This window comes from Sphingobacterium sp. UBA1897, assembly GCF_002337775.1.
Lineage (GTDB): Bacteria > Bacteroidota > Bacteroidia > Sphingobacteriales > Sphingobacteriaceae > Sphingobacterium > Sphingobacterium siyangense.
This window is the reverse complement of sequence record NZ_DDGR01000018.1, coordinates 497,478-514,753: the sequence shown is the minus strand read 5'-3', so window position 1 is coordinate 514,753 and position 17,276 is coordinate 497,478. Positions and strand designations below refer to the sequence as shown.

At 41.2% G+C, this 17,276-nt stretch carries 14 protein-coding genes; 10 read left to right on the top strand and 4 right to left on the bottom strand.

Annotation, left to right across the window (positions count from 1 at the left end; genetic code table 11):
* Positions 1-64: 64 nt before the first annotated feature.
* The 4 genes from B4N43_RS10385 to B4N43_RS10370 form a co-directional block, all read right to left on the bottom strand.
* The gene (locus B4N43_RS10385; protein WP_075994355.1) at positions 65-1,765 is read right to left on the bottom strand and encodes a sodium:solute symporter family transporter; all 1,701 of its coding nucleotides are present in this window, start codon (positions 1,763-1,765) and stop codon (positions 65-67) included.
* 68 nt (positions 1,766-1,833) lie between these two features.
* A complete protein-coding gene (gene araA, locus B4N43_RS10380; RefSeq protein ID WP_286734539.1) occupies positions 1,834-3,336 on the bottom strand; it encodes an L-arabinose isomerase in 1,503 nt (500 codons plus the stop codon).
* A gap of 42 nt (positions 3,337-3,378) precedes the next feature.
* Positions 3,379-4,071 carry an L-ribulose-5-phosphate 4-epimerase gene (locus B4N43_RS10375; protein WP_286734537.1) on the bottom strand — a complete coding sequence of 231 codons (693 nt, stop codon included), beginning with the start codon at positions 4,069-4,071 and terminating at the stop codon, positions 3,379-3,381.
* A 17-nt stretch (positions 4,072-4,088) separates the two neighbouring features.
* Positions 4,089-5,777, bottom strand: coding sequence for a ribulokinase (locus B4N43_RS10370; protein ID WP_286734535.1), 1,689 nt, complete (start codon positions 5,775-5,777; stop codon positions 4,089-4,091).
* 333 nt (positions 5,778-6,110) lie between these two features.
* On the opposite strand from B4N43_RS10370, the gene B4N43_RS10365 reads away from it, so the two are divergent.
* From B4N43_RS10365 to ilvC, 10 genes are all read left to right on the top strand, one after another.
* Positions 6,111-6,815, top strand: coding sequence for an NUDIX hydrolase (locus B4N43_RS10365; protein WP_201669665.1), 705 nt, complete (start codon positions 6,111-6,113; stop codon positions 6,813-6,815).
* Positions 6,816-6,962: 147 nt separating this feature from the next.
* On the top strand, positions 6,963-7,613 hold the full coding sequence (locus B4N43_RS10360) for a hypothetical protein (protein ID WP_088163102.1): 651 nt from the start codon (positions 6,963-6,965) through the stop codon (positions 7,611-7,613).
* A gap of 368 nt (positions 7,614-7,981) precedes the next feature.
* Positions 7,982-9,484, top strand: coding sequence for a F0F1 ATP synthase subunit beta (gene atpD, locus B4N43_RS10355; protein ID WP_201669666.1), 1,503 nt, complete (start codon positions 7,982-7,984; stop codon positions 9,482-9,484).
* 21 nt (positions 9,485-9,505) lie between these two features.
* A complete protein-coding gene (gene atpC, locus B4N43_RS10350) occupies positions 9,506-9,754 on the top strand; it encodes an ATP synthase F1 subunit epsilon (RefSeq protein WP_075994362.1) in 249 nt (82 codons plus the stop codon).
* Between the two features lie 398 nt (positions 9,755-10,152).
* Complete coding sequence (locus tag B4N43_RS10345) at positions 10,153-11,043, top strand: branched-chain amino acid transaminase (protein WP_286734529.1); 891 nt, start codon at positions 10,153-10,155, stop codon at positions 11,041-11,043.
* A complete protein-coding gene (ilvD, locus tag B4N43_RS10340) occupies positions 11,027-12,727 on the top strand; it encodes a dihydroxy-acid dehydratase (protein WP_088163104.1) in 1,701 nt (566 codons plus the stop codon). The genes B4N43_RS10345 and ilvD overlap by 17 nt, the downstream gene beginning before the upstream one ends.
* A 117-nt stretch (positions 12,728-12,844) precedes the next feature.
* A complete protein-coding gene (gene ilvB, locus B4N43_RS10335; protein ID WP_286734527.1) occupies positions 12,845-14,587 on the top strand; it encodes a biosynthetic-type acetolactate synthase large subunit in 1,743 nt (580 codons plus the stop codon).
* Between the two features lie 8 nt (positions 14,588-14,595).
* Positions 14,596-15,186: an acetolactate synthase small subunit gene (gene ilvN / locus B4N43_RS10330; RefSeq protein ID WP_070570155.1), complete on the top strand. Its 591-nt coding sequence runs from the start codon at positions 14,596-14,598 to the stop codon at positions 15,184-15,186.
* Positions 15,187-15,200: 14 nt separating this feature from the next.
* Positions 15,201-15,665, top strand: coding sequence for a DinB family protein (locus tag B4N43_RS10325; RefSeq protein ID WP_220801573.1), 465 nt, complete (start codon positions 15,201-15,203; stop codon positions 15,663-15,665).
* Between the two features lie 45 nt (positions 15,666-15,710).
* Entirely contained in the window at positions 15,711-17,192 is a 1,482-nt protein-coding gene (ilvC, locus tag B4N43_RS10320; RefSeq protein WP_088163107.1) for a ketol-acid reductoisomerase, read from the top strand.
* Positions 17,193-17,276 lie beyond the last annotated feature (84 nt).

Genomic DNA, 17,276 nt, shown 5'->3' with positions numbered 1-17,276 from the left:
GGAGGCTTCCTAATTTTAATTAGGAATGGTTCATAATTAGTTAATTATTCAAATGGCAACATTTCTACCAAAAACGCACATAGATAGCAGTCACCAACAATAAAGTCACAACAATTAATGCCAATACGGACGGTTCCACTTTAAACATTGATCGATCCAATACAAAAGCTTTTGGATTAACTTTTGGTCCAAATAAGCTGACAGCAATCATAGCGATCATCGTAAACACAAATGCTAGCCCCATACATATCTGAAATGGAATTTCATAAACACCCGCCTTGTTAAGATATGCCGTATAGATCCATGTTTCTGGCCCGAAAACTTTTGTTGCAAACTCGTTGAAAAATACCGACAATGCAAATCCCGTAACCAGGCCTGTAATGGCAGCTGCACCCGTAGTCCTTTTCCAGAACATACCGAGCAAAAACATCGCAAAAACACCCGGACTGATAAAGCCTGTATATTTTTGGATAAAAGTAAATCCTCCGGCACCACCGATGCCCAGCGCATCATTCCAGGTAAATAAAACAGAAAGTAGGATAGAGATCACAATTGTTATCTTTCCAACCCAGACCATTTTTGCTTCGCTCGCATCTTTATTGATGTATTTTTTAAAGATATCCAGTGTAAAGATCGTTGCGATACTATTCGCCTTTCCGGCCAATCCGGCCACAATAGCTGCTGTAAGCGCCGCAAGCGCAAGTCCTTTCATTCCATTTGGCAGATAGCCCAGTATTGCCGAGTAGGCATTATCGGCATGAAACACCCCTCCAGGAGCCATTTCGTGCTGTAACGCGCCATTTTTATAAAGCACATAAGCAGCTATTCCTGGAAGCATGACGATAATCGGCATAAACAATTTTAGAAACCCCGCAAAAAGAATCCCTGTACGTGCCGTCTTTAAATCTGCTCCCAAAGCGCGTTGTGTGATGTATTGGTTACAGCCCCAGTAATTTAGGTTGACAATCCAGATCCCGGCAAGGTACATCCCTATTCCAGGCAGCATCAGATATTTATTGATATCTTCCTGACTGGCACCCGGTCCAGGTTTATCGACAAATAGGTTGAAATGCTCCGGCGAATCTTCCATTAGTTTATTGAATCCCGCTAAGGCATCTTGCCCCAAACCAAAATGTTCACTGACCAAAGTCAATGCCACATAGGTTGTCGCTATACCACCAATAATTAATACAACAACCTGAATAACATCTGTAAAACCAATAACACGCATTCCACCCAGCGTAATGATAACGGCAAATACAGCTAAAGCAACTGTAATGGTGTGGAAACTGTCGCCACCTCCGGCCATACTCGAAATAGCGATTGCCCCGAGATACAGGATAGATGTCAGATTGACAAAAACGTACAAAAACAACCAGAAGATTGCCATAATAAGACTCGTCGTTTCATTGTATCGGTTGTTCAAAAACTGAGGCATCGTGAAAATCTTGTTTTTCAGATAGACCGGAATAAACCAAACCGCAACAATAATTAGCGCTACCGCAGCAATGAGCTCATAAGCGGCTACAGCAATACCGACCTCAAATCCATTACCGCTCATACCAATAAACTGCTCAGCAGAAATATTCGATGCGATCAACGAAGAGCCTATGGCCCACCAGGTCAGTGATCCTTCTGCCAGAAAGTAGTCCTTGCTGCTGCTTAAACTATTCGTCTTTTTACGATAAATCCAGTAGCCATAACCGGCTACAATAAAGAAGTAAATTACGAAGATGATGTAATCTACCGTTGCAAATTTTTCCATATTTCCCAAATTGGTTATTATCAATAAGCCATCTATACCCGAAGAGCAGGTATAAATGGCTTAGGTTATTATTTACTCAGTAAATAATATAGTTCATTCCATTTCAATTGATCTTCGAGTTTCGCTACCGTAGTATCCTCGTCAATCAATACATATTCCAGTCCGGCAATACGTGCAAAATCTTCCAGGTATTCGGGTGTTAAGCTCAAGCTGTAGGCTGTATGGTGCGCCCCCCCTGCCACAATCCAGGCACTACAGCCTGTTTTCATATCTGGCAGCGGTTTCCATAACACACGCGCAACAGGAAGCTTAGGTAGCTCTTCTTCCACAGCAACACCTTGTACTTTATTCACGATCAAACGAAAACGCGTTCCCATATCGACCAAAGAGGCATTCAATGCATCTCCGCTCTGGCCATTGAAAACCAAACGGGCAGGATCCGCCTTGCCGCCAATTCCTAGCGGATGTACTTCTATACGTGGTTTTCCAGTTGCTAAAGCGGGATCTACTTCTAACATGTGTGAGCCAAGTACCATGGGATTCTGCGGATCAAAATGGTAAGTGTAGTCCTCCATAAATGCGGTTGTTCCAGCTAATCCTGCACCCATTACTTTGCAAGCGCGCACCAAAGCCGGAGTCTTCCAATCCCCTTCACCGGCAAAACCGTAACCCTCAGCCATTAAACGCTGTACCGCCAAGCCCGGAAGTTGTACCATCCCATGCAGATCCTCAAAAGTATCCGTAAAGCCTTTAAAGTTTCCTTGTTCCAAAAATTTCCGTAGGCCAATTTCTATTTTAGCAGCTTCGATGAGGTTAGTATGATATTCACCGCCAGCTTTCACATTTTCGGCAAGTTCATAAGTCGCTTCGTACTCCGCTAATAATGCCGCAATTTCCGCTTCCGTGCTCGCATTGATAACCGATACAAGATCACCAATAGCATAGGTGTTTACAGCGAAACCAAATTGCGACTCTGCCTCTACTTTATCGCCGTCCGTAACAGCCACATAACGCATGTTATCGCCAAATCGTGCAAATTTAGCACCTTGCCAGTCGTGCCATCCCGCAGCTGCACGCGCCCAAACATTAATCCGTTCCAGCACTTCCGCATCTTGCCAATGCCCTGTTACGACTTTACGACCTATTTTTAAGCGGCTAACGATATGTCCAAATTCGCGATCCCCATGCGCACTTTGGTTGAGATTCATAAAATCCATATCGATACTATTCCATGGGATATCCTGGTTATACTGTGTATGCAGATGCAACAATGGCTTTTGCAGGGCTTTTAATCCTCTGATCCACATCTTTGCAGGTGAAAATGTATGCATCCAGGTAATAACCCCAATACAGTTTTTTTCATTGTTGGCGGCTGCCAATGTTGCATAAATCTCGTCCGTATTTTTTACGATTGGTTTATATTTTACTGCTACTGGAATTGCTGTCTGGGTATGTAAATAATTGGCTATTTCCTCAGCATGTAGGGCAACTTGTCGCAAAGTTTCTTCACCATATAGGTCTTGGCTTCCCACGACAAACCAGACCTCAAGCTCTTTTAAATTGATATTCATGTTAAATTGTAGTTTTTGCTATAGATTTTTTATTACTAAAAATTATTGACCATAATAGGCGTTGGCCCCATGCTTCCGTTCGTAATGCTTTTTGATAAGTGCAGGCTTTAATCGAGGTGCATTCGGATTGATCTGTTCTGTCAACCAAGCCATTTTAGCAACCTGTTCCAATACTGCACTGTTATAAACAGACTTTGTTCCAGTTTTACCCCAGGCAAACGGCGCGTGGTTACCAACCAGAATCATTTCCACCTCTTTATAATCCAGCTTATTTTCGGCAAAGTGATTGATAATCTGAAACCCCGTTTCATGCTCGTAGTTTCCGGCGATCATCTCATCGTGCATTGGTGGAGCACAGGGAATATCGACCGTCAAATGATCGGCATGTGTCGTTCCGAAAATGGGAATATCCCGTTGCGCCTGTGCCCATGCTGTCGCATAGGTGGAGTGCGTGTGGGTGATCCCACCGATTTCCTTCCAATGTTTATACAATAGCGCATGAGTTTTCGTATCTGATGATGGCCGAAGATTTCCCTCAACCACCTGACCATCGAAGTCTACAATCACCATATGTTCCGGTGAAAGCTCTTCATATGGAACCCCACTTGGTTTAATCGCAAAAACTTCCTTACGGCGATCGACAACACTCACATTTCCAAATGTAAAAAGCACCAATCCCAGCTGGGGCAATTGCATATTGCAATGGTAGGCTTCTTCTTTAATTGAATTATACATGATTAAAATTTGAAAGGTTAAACAGTAATGGCGAGCGATTCCTTTCCTTCGATGAAAGCTCCCAAAGCCTTGTAATGCTCATAGCGTTCGGCGTAGATGGTTACCCATTTTTCCTCAGGTATGTAAGTTCGTTCAAAACCTTGCCCCATTGCCTTCATGGCATCCTCGACCCGGTTATATAAACCAGCCGCTGTTGCGGCGAACATTGCTGCGCCAATGGCACAAGTTTGTTCACTTTTATGAATACGAATAGGCATATTCATCACATTGGCCATCATTTGCATAATAAAGGGTGATTTCTTTGCAACTCCGCCTAAACCGATCAAGCCTTTTACCGGAATACCCTGCTCCACAAAACGGTCAACAATAGCCTTTGCGCCAAAACAAGTTGCTTCGACAATTGCTCTGAAGATCCGAGGGGCATCTGTTCCGAGGTGCAAACCTGTAATCGCTCCTTTCAAGGATTGATCCGCATCCGGAGTTCGACGACCATTGAGCCAGTCCAAAGCTAATTCAGATGTTGTCGTTACGGGAAGTAACGCAGCCTGCTCACTTAGACTGAACAAGAGTTTCTCTTCCAGGGTTGCTATCAACTGTTCACGCGTATGCGCTTCGATCTCTTCAACATCTTGTATCAAATTTTTCGTTGGCCACAGTAACACCTGTTTCAGCCAAGCGTAAGCATCTCCAAATGCCGATTGCCCAGCTTCCATACCGATCATTCCCGGTATAATTGAACCGTCTACCTGACCACAGATTCCCCTGACCAACGTATGCTGAACCTCCTCCTTCGGGGCAACTAGCATATCGCAGGTCGATGTCCCCATTACCTTACTCAGATAATATGGCTCAATTTGTCCTCCGACAGCCCCCATATGACAGTCAAATGCACCTACACCAACTACGACTGATGTTGTAAGACCTAATTGTTGCGCCCATTCTTCCGAAAGCTGACCAGCAGATTGATCAGCAGTGTATGTTTCGGAAAACAAACGATCAACCAAACCATCCAGCAATGGATCAAGTGTTGAAAAGAAAGAATTTGGAGGTAGGCCATCAAATTCTTCGGCCCAAAGCGATTTATGCCCCGCTGAACAAACTCCACGCTTCATCGCAGACACCTGTGTTCCCCCGGTCAATAGAAAAGGAATATAATCGCAATGCTCAACCCAGCTATATGTGGCGGCACGGACCTTTTCATCAGCCCTAAAAACATGAAGCAATTTGGCCCAGAACCATTCCGAAGAGTATACTCCACCCACATACTTCAAATAATCCACCGAACTATTTTGATTGTGCAGGTTAATTTCTTTGGCCTCTCCAACAGCTGTATGATCTTTCCATAAAACAAACATGGCATTGGGGTTGTCTTTAAACTCGTCCAACAACGCCAATGGAACCCCGGCTGCGTTTACGGCAACTGGAGTAGATCCCGTTGTATCCACGGAAATTGCTTTTACAGCTGCGCCAATATTGTCGATTTCCGATTTGAGCAAACAATCTTTTATTGTTGCTTCCAAGCCTTCGATATAATCCAACGGGTGCTGCCTAAACTGACTTAAAGCAGCATCACAATACTCCCCTCTTTTCCAACGCGGGTAGTAAAATACAGAAGAAGCTATCTCCTCGCCATTGTTAGCATCAACCAATACCGAACGGACCGAATCACTTCCATAGTCCACCCCAATGACATACGATTTATTCATTTTTGCTGAATTTGGTTTATAACTTATAATTGTCTCTAACGCCTTATTTTTCAATCCCCCCCTTTCTAAAGTTCGCCTTGAAAAAATAATTAGTGTCAAATAAACATTTATTTTTTTAAATATGAAAGAAAATTTTCATATTTAAAAAATAGAGCTAACTTCATGGCAGCAAATTATGGTTAACCCGAATTCCTGACATAGGCGTATAAAAGCCTTTTAAAGGGATGTATCAGACAATTATTATACTTATTTTTAGCTATTTACTTTTTTACATAGTTTTGCTCGTGGAATAAATGGGGTGATGTCAGATAAAAAAAGATAAAACGATAGACGATGGAATATTATAAAAAAGATTCAGGGATCCTTTTGGCAGTAGACTGTATCATATTTGGATTTAACGGGGAATCCCTTGAAGTACTTTTAATTAAACGTGATTTCGAACCCGAACGAAATAAATGGAGTCTGATGGGTGGTTTCGTTCAATCTGACGAAAGTCCGGAAGAGGCGGCGAGCCGGGTGCTCAAACAGTTAACAGGGCTTGAAAATGTATACATGGAGCAATGTAGTGTATTCGGTGAACCTAAGCGTGAACCTAGCGACCGGGTTGTCAGTATCTGTTATTTTGCGCTGATTGATACGCAGCAATATCAACATATCCTCAGTGACGATTACGAAGCCCAATGGTTTCCATTACAGGAGCACCCAACACTGATCTTCGATCATGATCAGATGATCGCTTCTGCACAGCACCGTCTACGCATGAAAGCAGCTTTGTATCCGATATTATTTGAACTGCTGCCTGAGAAATTCACGATTCCCCAGATTGCAGCACTCTATGAGGGTGTTTATAATATCGAATTGGATAAGCGCAATTTCAGCCGAAAACTGCTTTCCTCAGACCTTATAATCAAACTGGAGGAAAAGGATAAGGAAAACTCAAAAAAAGGAGCATACTATTTCAAACTAAATACGGCAATTTATAAGGAAAAGATCATGTCCTTTTTACGGTATTTGCCAAGTTGGTCTATCGAATCATGATAAAGTAACGGGAAATGACCAATGGGAATTGGAATATATTCCACTTAACATTTTCGTTTTTTCAATAATTCCTTATATTTATCAAAGGTATATCCTAGTTTTACAATTAGGATAAGCTAGATTAACGCATTTTATAAAATAAACAACATGAGCAAATTGAGATTAGCATTTATATTCTTTACGATTTTATTTATTTCATCACATACGCTATTGAAGGCACAAACTCCTGCTGCGGCTCCCGCCACTACAGCAGCACAACAGGATAATGCCTTCAAGTACAGTCCGGATGGATTAAAAAAAGGAAGTTTGGCGAATCAATTTGACCACCTGAATTATATTTCGAAAAACAACTATGATTTCAAGATGGTACGAAAAACCAACCTTGATATTGTGAAACGCAATGTAATTGATACCGTAGCAAAACTCCACAAGGAAATCAGCTCTTTAAAATCATCTTCAAGCAACTATACGTCCAATACCAAAACTTTACAAGATTCAATTCAGGTTTTAAAGGATCAGTTGGCACAGGAGAAGGAAAAAACAGAAAGTTTCTCTTTCTTGGGAATCAATACATCCAAAACTTTTTACAATACTGTTGTTTGGACGATCATTGCGGTATTGGCAGTAGCAGCATTTATCTTTTTATTTTCTTACCGGAAAGCGAAAGTGGACACTGTGGAATTCCAAAAAACAGCCGAGCAATCGCAAGAGGAATTCGCTACTTTCCGCAAAAAATCGATGGAAAAGGAACAACTGCTCAAGCGCCAGTTGCAGGACGAACTAAACAAAAAAATCTAGTCCTGCTTTTCATAAAATAGCAGCTTTATTGTGACCGACCTGTAACGAATCCTAGAGACACTCCGTTACAGGTCGGTTTTATTTAATCAGGTTTCACTCCTAAATACGAACAAAAGATTCAGTGAAGTAAAGCTGTAAACTTCAAAAATACCTAGCCGGATAAAAGAGAAAAACTATATTTGCAGGTATAGAAATCGAAACATACAGAATTACAATCGATAACATTTTGACCTACATTAATAAAATTGTAATTTAATTGCAAATTCTATTTGTTTTTAAAAACGAATAACCTTATTTTTGCTGACCAAAAAAGAGGCCTTTTATGTCTCTTATATAAAATTGATTAATAAATATTTAGTCCCTATAATATGCCCAAGATTGGTAAAATAGCGCAGATTATCGGCCCAGTTGTTGACGTCAACTTCGCCGACAGTGAAAATCTACCTAAAATTTACGATGCATTGTACATTCAAAAAGAAAATGGACAACGTGTTGTATTAGAAGTTCAACAACACTTAGGTCAGGATCGTGTACGTACAATTGCCATGGACGCAACTGAAGGTTTAGTTCGCGGAATGGAAGTTGTCGATACTGGTGCTCCTATCAAAATGCCTGTTGGTGAAGAAATCAAAGGTCGTGTATTCAATGTAGTTGGTGATGCCATAGACGGGATCCAAAATTTGAATAAAGAGAATGGTCGTCCTATCCACAACGTACCTCCTAAATTCGAAGATTTGTCAACTGAATCCGAAGTACTTTTTACTGGTATCAAAGTTATTGACCTTTTAGAGCCATATGCTAAAGGTGGTAAAATTGGTTTATTCGGTGGTGCCGGTGTAGGTAAAACTGTATTAATCCAAGAATTAATCAACAATATCGCAAAAGGCCACGGTGGTCTTTCTGTATTTGCCGGTGTAGGTGAACGTACACGTGAAGGTAATGACTTATTGCGCGAGATGTTGGAGTCTGGTATCATCAAATATGGTGAGCACTTTATGGAAGGCATGGAAAAAGGCGAATGGCCTTTGGATACTGTTGACCACGAGTTGATGAAAGATTCTAAATGTACTTTCGTATTCGGTCAAATGAACGAGCCTCCTGGTGCACGTGCGCGTGTTGCTTTATCAGGTTTGACAATTGCGGAATACTTCCGTGACGGTGATGGCGAAGGTCAAGGCCGTGACGTATTATTCTTCATCGATAATATCTTCCGTTTTACACAAGCAGGTTCTGAAGTATCTGCCCTTTTGGGTCGTATGCCTTCAGCCGTAGGTTACCAACCAACATTGGCAACTGAGATGGGTTTAATGCAAGAGCGTATTACATCAACTAAAAACGGTTCTATCACTTCAGTACAAGCAGTCTATGTACCTGCCGATGACTTAACTGACCCTGCGCCAGCGACAACTTTCGCTCACTTGGACGCAACTACAGTATTGTCTCGTAAAATCGCTGAGCTAGGTATCTACCCTGCTGTGGATCCTTTGGATTCTACATCACGTATCCTTTCTCCTGCCGTTTTAGGTAACGAACACTATAATACTGCACAACGTGTAAAAGAAATTCTTCAACGTTATAAAGAATTGCAAGATATCATCGCCATCTTAGGTATGGACGAATTATCTGAAGAAGATAAATTGACAGTACACCGCGCACGTCGTGTTCAACGTTTCTTATCACAACCTTTCCACGTTGCAGAACAATTTACAGGTTTAAAAGGTGTATTGGTAGACATCAAAGATACGATCAAAGGTTTCAATATGATCATTGACGGTGAAGTAGATGAGTACCCTGAAGCTGCCTTCAACTTAGTAGGTAACATCGATGATGCTATCGAAAAAGGTAAAAAATTATTAGCAGAAGCAGTTTAATCTAGATTATATCTAAGAATAATGAAATTAACAATTATCACTCCAGACAAATTAGCATTCGAAGGCGAAGTAACATCCGTTACTGTACCGGGCACTGCGGGTTCTTTTCAAATTTTGAAAGACCACGCTGCCATCGTTTCTACTTTGGAAGATGGAAAAGTAATTATTCAACAAGGTAACGGTGGACAAGAAGTGTTCATTAAAGGTGGTGTTGTGGAAGCAAAAGACAATGTCATTACCGTGCTTGCTGAAGGAATTATCGGAGATTAAATCAACTCGATTTTATAAAATCTAAAAAGCTTCCGATAGAAATATCGGAAGCTTTTTTTTTAAAGTTTTTTTGACATTTTCTTCATTTTAGGAAGAAAATTGGCCATTGTAACAAAAAATAATTTTTTACACCTGTAGACCAATTTTAAATATGGTATACGACTAACAAAATATAAAACCGAATAAAATGAATTATTGAAAAATAAAATTTTACAAAAACATATTTAATAAAATTTTATTCTAAATACAAAATTAGCACTTTGCCTATTGCCAATTATTGTAATTCCTGCTACCTTGAGGAAATGAAAATCGAAAGTTTTTATAGAAGCTTGAGATAGCATGATTTACCACCAATATTACAACAAGGGGAACTATTATACTTAGGTAAATTTTGGGTTATGAAATATTACGATAAAAACACGTTGATCTATTTAGATGGAGCTTTTGTAAAAGCTTCCGAAGCTGCATTGGATCCCTTTGCACAGTCACTGCATTATGGGTATGCGGTGTTCGATGGTTTACGTGCGTATAATACCCACAATGGGCCACGTATCTTTAAAGCTGACATGCATTTCGATCGCTTAAAGAGATCGTGTGAAGCCGTTAATATTCCCTATCGTTGGAGCAACCGAGAGCTGATCGACATCTGTTATGAGCTCTTGGCCAACAACAACCTAAGAGAAGCTTATATACGTCCATTGGTATTGACCGGTTCAAATATGCACCTAACCTCATCAACCGAAGCAACCATCATGATGGCAGCATGGGAATGGGGGCCATATCTTGGTCAAAACCTATTAAAGGTATGTATCTCTGATATCAAAAGACCTAATCCAAAGTCGTTTAAAATTGACTCGAAGATCTCTGGGCAATATGTAAACTCCATCCTTGCGACAACAGAAGCCATCAGGAAGGGTTACGACGAAGCGTTAATGCTCGACCACGAAGGCTACGTCGCCCAAGCATCCAGTGAAAATATTTTCATCGAAAAGGATTTCAAAATCTATACGCCGCCAGTGAAGAATATTTTCCCGGGCATTACACGTCAGACTGTAAAAAACATCTGTAAAAAATTAAACTTTGAAGTCATTGAAAAGCAATTGACGGTAGAAGATATTTACACTGCTGACAGCGCTTTTTTATGCGGGACTGCGGCAGAAATTATCGGAATCAAACAAGTCGATGATGTCATCTACAAAGAAGCCTGGGAACACAGCATAGGTGCATCAATCCAAAGAAGATATAAAAATTTAGTATTAGAGAACGAAAATTATGAAGTCATCATCTAACGGCGAAAACGCAATGAACAAATACAGCCGTACATTTACACAAGACGAAACGCAACCTGCTGCAAAAGCAATGCTTTATGGTATCGGTCTTACGGATGCCGACATGGACAAAGCACAGGTCGGTATTGCCAGCATGGGATATGATGGTAATACGTGTAATATGCACTTAAATGATTTGGCACAAATTGTCAAGAAGGGCGTTTGGAACAATGATTTAGTAGGTTTGACCTTTGGAACCATTGGCGTCAGTGACGGTATGAGCAATGGTACCGATGGGATGCGTTATTCGTTGGTAAGTCGTGATGTGATCGCTGATAGTATCGAAACGATCTGTGGTGGACAGTATTATGATGGCTTGATCTCTATTCCTGGCTGTGACAAAAACATGCCCGGTGCAATTATGGCAATGGCCCGTTTGGACCGTCCTTCTTTAATGGTGTATGGCGGTACTATCGCTCCAGGCCACTATAAAGGTGAAGAATTAAACATTGTGTCTGCATTTGAAGCATTGGGACAACGCATCTGCGGAAATCTTTCGGATGAAGACTATGAAGGCATTATCAAACATACCTGCCCTGGTGCTGGTGCTTGTGGCGGAATGTATACAGCAAATACCATGGCTTCGGCAATTGAAGCCTTGGGAATGAGCTTACCATACTCATCTTCCAATCCAGCGATCTCGGAAGAAAAGAAAAATGAATGTTTAGAGGCAGGTCAACATATCCGCACGCTGCTTGAGAAAGATATCAAGCCCTCTGATATCATGACACGTAAAGCATTTGAGAACGCACTACGTACCATTGTTATCTTGGGTGGTAGTACCAATGCTGTACTTCACTTTATTGCAATAGGCAAAGCCGTAGGCGTAGACATCACGCAAGATGACTTCCAACGCATGAGTGACGAAACCCCTGTATTAGCTGACTTCAAACCATCCGGTAAATACTTGATGCAAGATCTTCAGCAATTTGGTGGAACTCCTGCTGTCATGAAATATCTTTTAAATGAAGGTTTACTTCATGGCGACTGTATTACGGTAACAGGAAAAACGGTCGCTGAGAACTTGGCTGATGTTAAATCAATCATGGAATATGACCAACCGATTATCAAACCATTGAGCGATCCAATCAAGGCTACAGGACACTTACAGATTCTTTATGGGAACTTAGCAGAGAAAGGTTCTGTTGCCAAGATCTCCGGTAAAGAAGGTGAAAAATTCACTGGTCCTGCACGCGTATTCGATGGAGAGCATGATCTAGTGGCCGGTATTGCATCTGGTAGAATCAAACCAGGAGATGTTGTCGTGATCAAAAATGAAGGTCCTGTTGGAGCACCAGGCATGCCTGAAATGCTTAAACCAACCTCCTTGATTATTGGTGCCGGTCTTGGTAAATCTGTTGCTTTAATTACCGATGGACGTTTCTCAGGTGGAACACATGGTTTTGTCGTAGGGCATATCACACCGGAATCTTACAAAGGCGGATTAATCGGTCTTGTACATGATGATGACATTATCGAGATCGATGCAGTAAATAATAGCATCAATGTGCTACTTTCCGATGAAGAGATCGCGCAACGCCGTGCCGCTTGGGTACAACCAGCGTTAAAAGTTAACAAAGGAGTTTTATACAAATACGCTAAAACTGTTGCCGATGCCTCAGAAGGCTGTGTAACGGATCAGTAGAAAATAAAAACAGAGACATTAAGCAAATAGAGACCTAAACAATCGATGCTTAATGTCTCAGATCTTATATCTAAATACTAAAAAGACTGAATAATCAACAATAAAAAAATCAACGTAATGAGTACACTGGAAATAACAGAAAATAAGGCCGCTACAGCGCAGCAAACTCCGACACAAATTTCGGGATCGAAAGCTGTATTGGAGGCCTTATTGAGCGAAGGAGTTGATACCGTATTTGGTTATCCTGGAGGCGCAATTATGCCGATCTATGATGCCCTTTATGATTATACGGATCGTCTGAAGCATATTTTAGTGCGCCATGAACAAGGTGGAATCCACGCGGCGCAAGGTTATGCAAGAACTTCAGGTCGTACAGGCGTCGTCTTTGCGACAAGTGGTCCTGGAGCAACAAACCTAGTTACTGGACTGGCTGATGCCATGATCGATAGTAACCCTATCGTCTGTGTCACAGGTCAGGTCTTTGCTTCACTCTTGGGAACAGATGCTTTTCAGGAAACAGATGTCATCAATATCACGGCACCAGTCACAAAATGGAACTACCAAGTCACCGACGCAACTGAAATTCCAGCTGCACTCGCAAAAGCATTTTATATTGCCAGCACAGGTCGTCCAGGACCGGTATTGATCGATATCACTAAAAATGCACAGCTACAATTGTTCGATTACTTCGGTTACGAAAAATGCAACCACGTACGTAGCTATAGACCTGCACCACAAGTTCGTAAAGAATATGTTGAGCAGGCAGCCGAGTTAATCAACAAAGCAAAAAAACCATTTGTTCTTTTTGGACAAGGCATCATTCTTGGAAAAGCAGAGGAAGAGTTCAAAGCTTTTATCGAGAAGACAGGAATTCCATCGGCATCGACTGTCATGGGCTTAAGTGCACTTCCAACGGATCATAAACTTCACGTAGGGATGTTGGGTATGCATGGTAACTATGCGCCAAATGTCATGACCAATGAATGTGATGTTTTAATAGCCATTGGTATGCGTTTCGATGACCGTGTAACAGGTCGTTTGGACAAATATGCCAAACAAGCAAAAGTAATCCATTTGGATATAGACCCAGCAGAGATTGACAAAAACGTACAGACAACCGTACCTGTATGGGGCGACTGTAAAGAGTCACTTCCAATGCTGACGGAATTGGTAAACGCTACAGATCATTCCGCCTGGCTTGCACAATTCCGTGAACTTGAAAAAGAAGAAATCAAAGAAGTCATCCAAAATGAACTTCACCCACAAACAGATATTATGACCATGGGTGAGGTCATCAATGTGTTGAATGAATTGACAGGCGGTGATGCGATCATTACAACGGACGTCGGTCAACACCAAATGGTAACTTGTCGCTATGCTAAATTCAACAACAGCAAATCGAATGTAACCTCAGGAGGCTTAGGAACGATGGGCTTTGGTCTTCCGGCAGCCATCGGTGCCTGGTACGGCGCTCCAGAGAAAACTGTCGTAGCAATCATCGGTGATGGTGGTATACAAATGACGATCCAGGAGCTAGGAACGATTATGCAATTTGGCGCAAAAGTCAAAATCATGATCCTCAATAATGAATTCTTGGGCATGGTACGTCAGTGGCAGCAATTGTTCCACGACAGACGTTATTCATTCGTGAATATCACGAGTCCTGACTTTGTTGCTGTAGCGAAAGGCTATTACATCGACGGTCAGAAGATTTCGGAACGTAAAGACCTACGTAATGCCCTGAAAACCATGATTGATCACGACGGAGCATATCTATTGGAAGTGATGGTAGGTAAGGAAAACAATGTATTTCCAATGGTTGCACAAGGAACATCGGTATCTGAGATACGTTTAAAGTAGAATTTAACATGGAAAAACAAGAATATACCATCACCCTATATACAGAGAATTCAATCGGTCTTATCGGTCGGATCTCAACAATTTTTTCAAGAAGAAAAATCAATATTGAAAGCTTGAATACTTCTCCTTCTGAAGTAGAAGGAATACATCGTTTTACCATCGTAATTACGGAGGCTGAAGATGTTCTGCGTAAGCTTTGTCGTCAACTGGAAAAACAGATTGATATCCTCAAGGCCTATTACAACACCAATGATGAAGTGATCTGGCAAGAACAGGCGTTGTATAAAGTACCTGCCGATGTTGTCAATGAAAAAGTATATGTAGAACGTTTATTACGTCAATATGGTGCCAATGTTGTTGTGATCCGCAACGACTACATCGTCTTTGAAACTGCAGGTCACCGCGAGGAGATCGATAAGTTGACAGAAGAACTGACCAAATATGGTTTGATCGAATTTGTCCGTGGCGCACGTATCGCCATCATTAAAGATAGTGCAGGTTTCCATTCCAAATTGGTTCAGTTTGAAGCCAAGGAACCATCGATAGAAATTGTAGAAAACGAGTATCTCGACAAAAGAGATGACGTATTTACGATGTAAGCTTTAATAGTATTATGCAAGAGACATTTAAATTTATCTTAAAGTCACGTCAAAAATTCATTGAATTACTTGACGGTCTTTCCATTGAACAGCTTAACAAAATTCCCGCGGGATTTAACAACAATATCATCTGGAATTTTGCCCACATTGTCGTCAGCACACAGACTTTGGTTTATGTCCGTACAGGAATCAAGGCCGATACGACTTGGGTGAACTATAACGAAGATTATAAAAAAGACACCAAGCCAACCCGCTTTGTTGAACAAGCAGAGGTTGATGAATTGAAAGAAATCGCAATCCGCAGTATTGAGCAAATTGCTGCTGACTATGAAAACGGTGTTTTCGGAGAAATCACCTCTTTTTCAACAGCAACCTATGGCTATCCAATGGATACCATTGAAGAAGTTATAGCCCTGACATCAGGACACGATAACGTTCATTTCGGTTACGCAATGGCTCAACGCAGATTAGTACAATAATTAAAATAAATAATCAACAACCCATAACAGAAAGAAAGTAAAACAATGGCAAATTATTTCAACACCTTACCGCTTAGAGAGCAGTTAGAACAATTAAGTCACGCTGAATTCATGGACAACACCGAATTCACGGATGGTGTAAACGCTTTAAAAGGTAAAAAAATCGTAATCGTAGGATGTGGTGCGCAAGGCTTGAACCAAGGTTTAAACTTAAGAGATAGCGGACTGGACGTTTCTTATGCTTTGCGTAAAGAAGCTATTGAACAAAAAAGAGATTCTTGGAAAAACGCTACGGACAACAACTTTAACGTAGGCACTTACGAAGAATTGATCCCATCTGCGGATTTAGTTATCAACTTGACTCCAGATAAACAACATACTTCAGTAATCAACGCTGTAATGCCCTTGATGAAAGAAGGCGCCACGTTATCGTATTCACACGGTTTCAACATCGTTGAAGAAGGTATGCAAATCCGTAAAGATATTACTGTCATCATGGTTGCTCCAAAATGTCCAGGTTCTGAGGTTCGTGCAGAGTACCTTCGTGGTTTTGGTGTTCCTACTTTAATCGCTGTTCACCCGGAAAATGATCCACAAGGAAAAGGCTGGGCTGAAGCAAAAGCGTACTGTGTAGGGACAGGTGGACACAAGGCTGGTGTATTGAAATCTTCATTCGTAGCTGAGGTAAAATCAGATTTGATGGGTGAGCAAACAATTCTTTGTGGATTGTTGCAAACAGGATCGATCTTGTCTTTCGACAAAATGATCGAGAAAGGTATCGAAGCTGGTTACGCATCGAAATTGGTACAATACGGTGTAGAAGTGATTACGGAAGCCTTGAAACATGGTGGTGTAAGCGGAATGATGGACCGTTTGAGCAACCCTGCAAAAGTAAAAGCATTTGAGATCTCAGAAGAATTGAAGGATATCATGCGTCCTTTATTCCAAAAACACCAAGATGATATCATGTCAGGTCACTTTAGCAAGACCATGATGGAAGATTGGGCAAATGGTGATGCAAATTTATTGAAATGGAGAGCCGAAACAGGTGAAACTGCATTCGAAAAAACACCTGCTGGTGATGTTAAAATCAACGAACAAGAATACTTCGACAACTATACGCTAATGGTTGCTTTCATCCGTGCAGGTGTTGAATTGGCATTCGAAACAATGGTTGAAGCAGGTATCAAACCAGAATCAGCATACTACGAATCATTGCACGAAACACCATTGATCGCTAACACAATCGCTCGCAAGAAGTTGTTCGAAATGAACCGTGTTATCTCTGATACAGCAGAATACGGTTGTTACCTATTCGACCAAGCTTGTAAACCTTTGTTGGCAGACTTCATGAAAACTGTTGATACGGATTTAGTCGGTAAAAACTTTAACGACAACAAAGATGCTGCAGTTGATAACGCACAATTGGTTGTCATCAATGAAATTTTGCGTGATCACCCTGTAGAAATCGTTGGTCGCAAATTGCGTAAAGCGATGACTGCAATGAAAGCGATCAAAACTGTTTAAAAGTCCATACGAAATTATACATGCTCCAAAAATCATGAATATTTCGTAATTTAGTATATTGAAATCAAGGTGATATTGAGACAT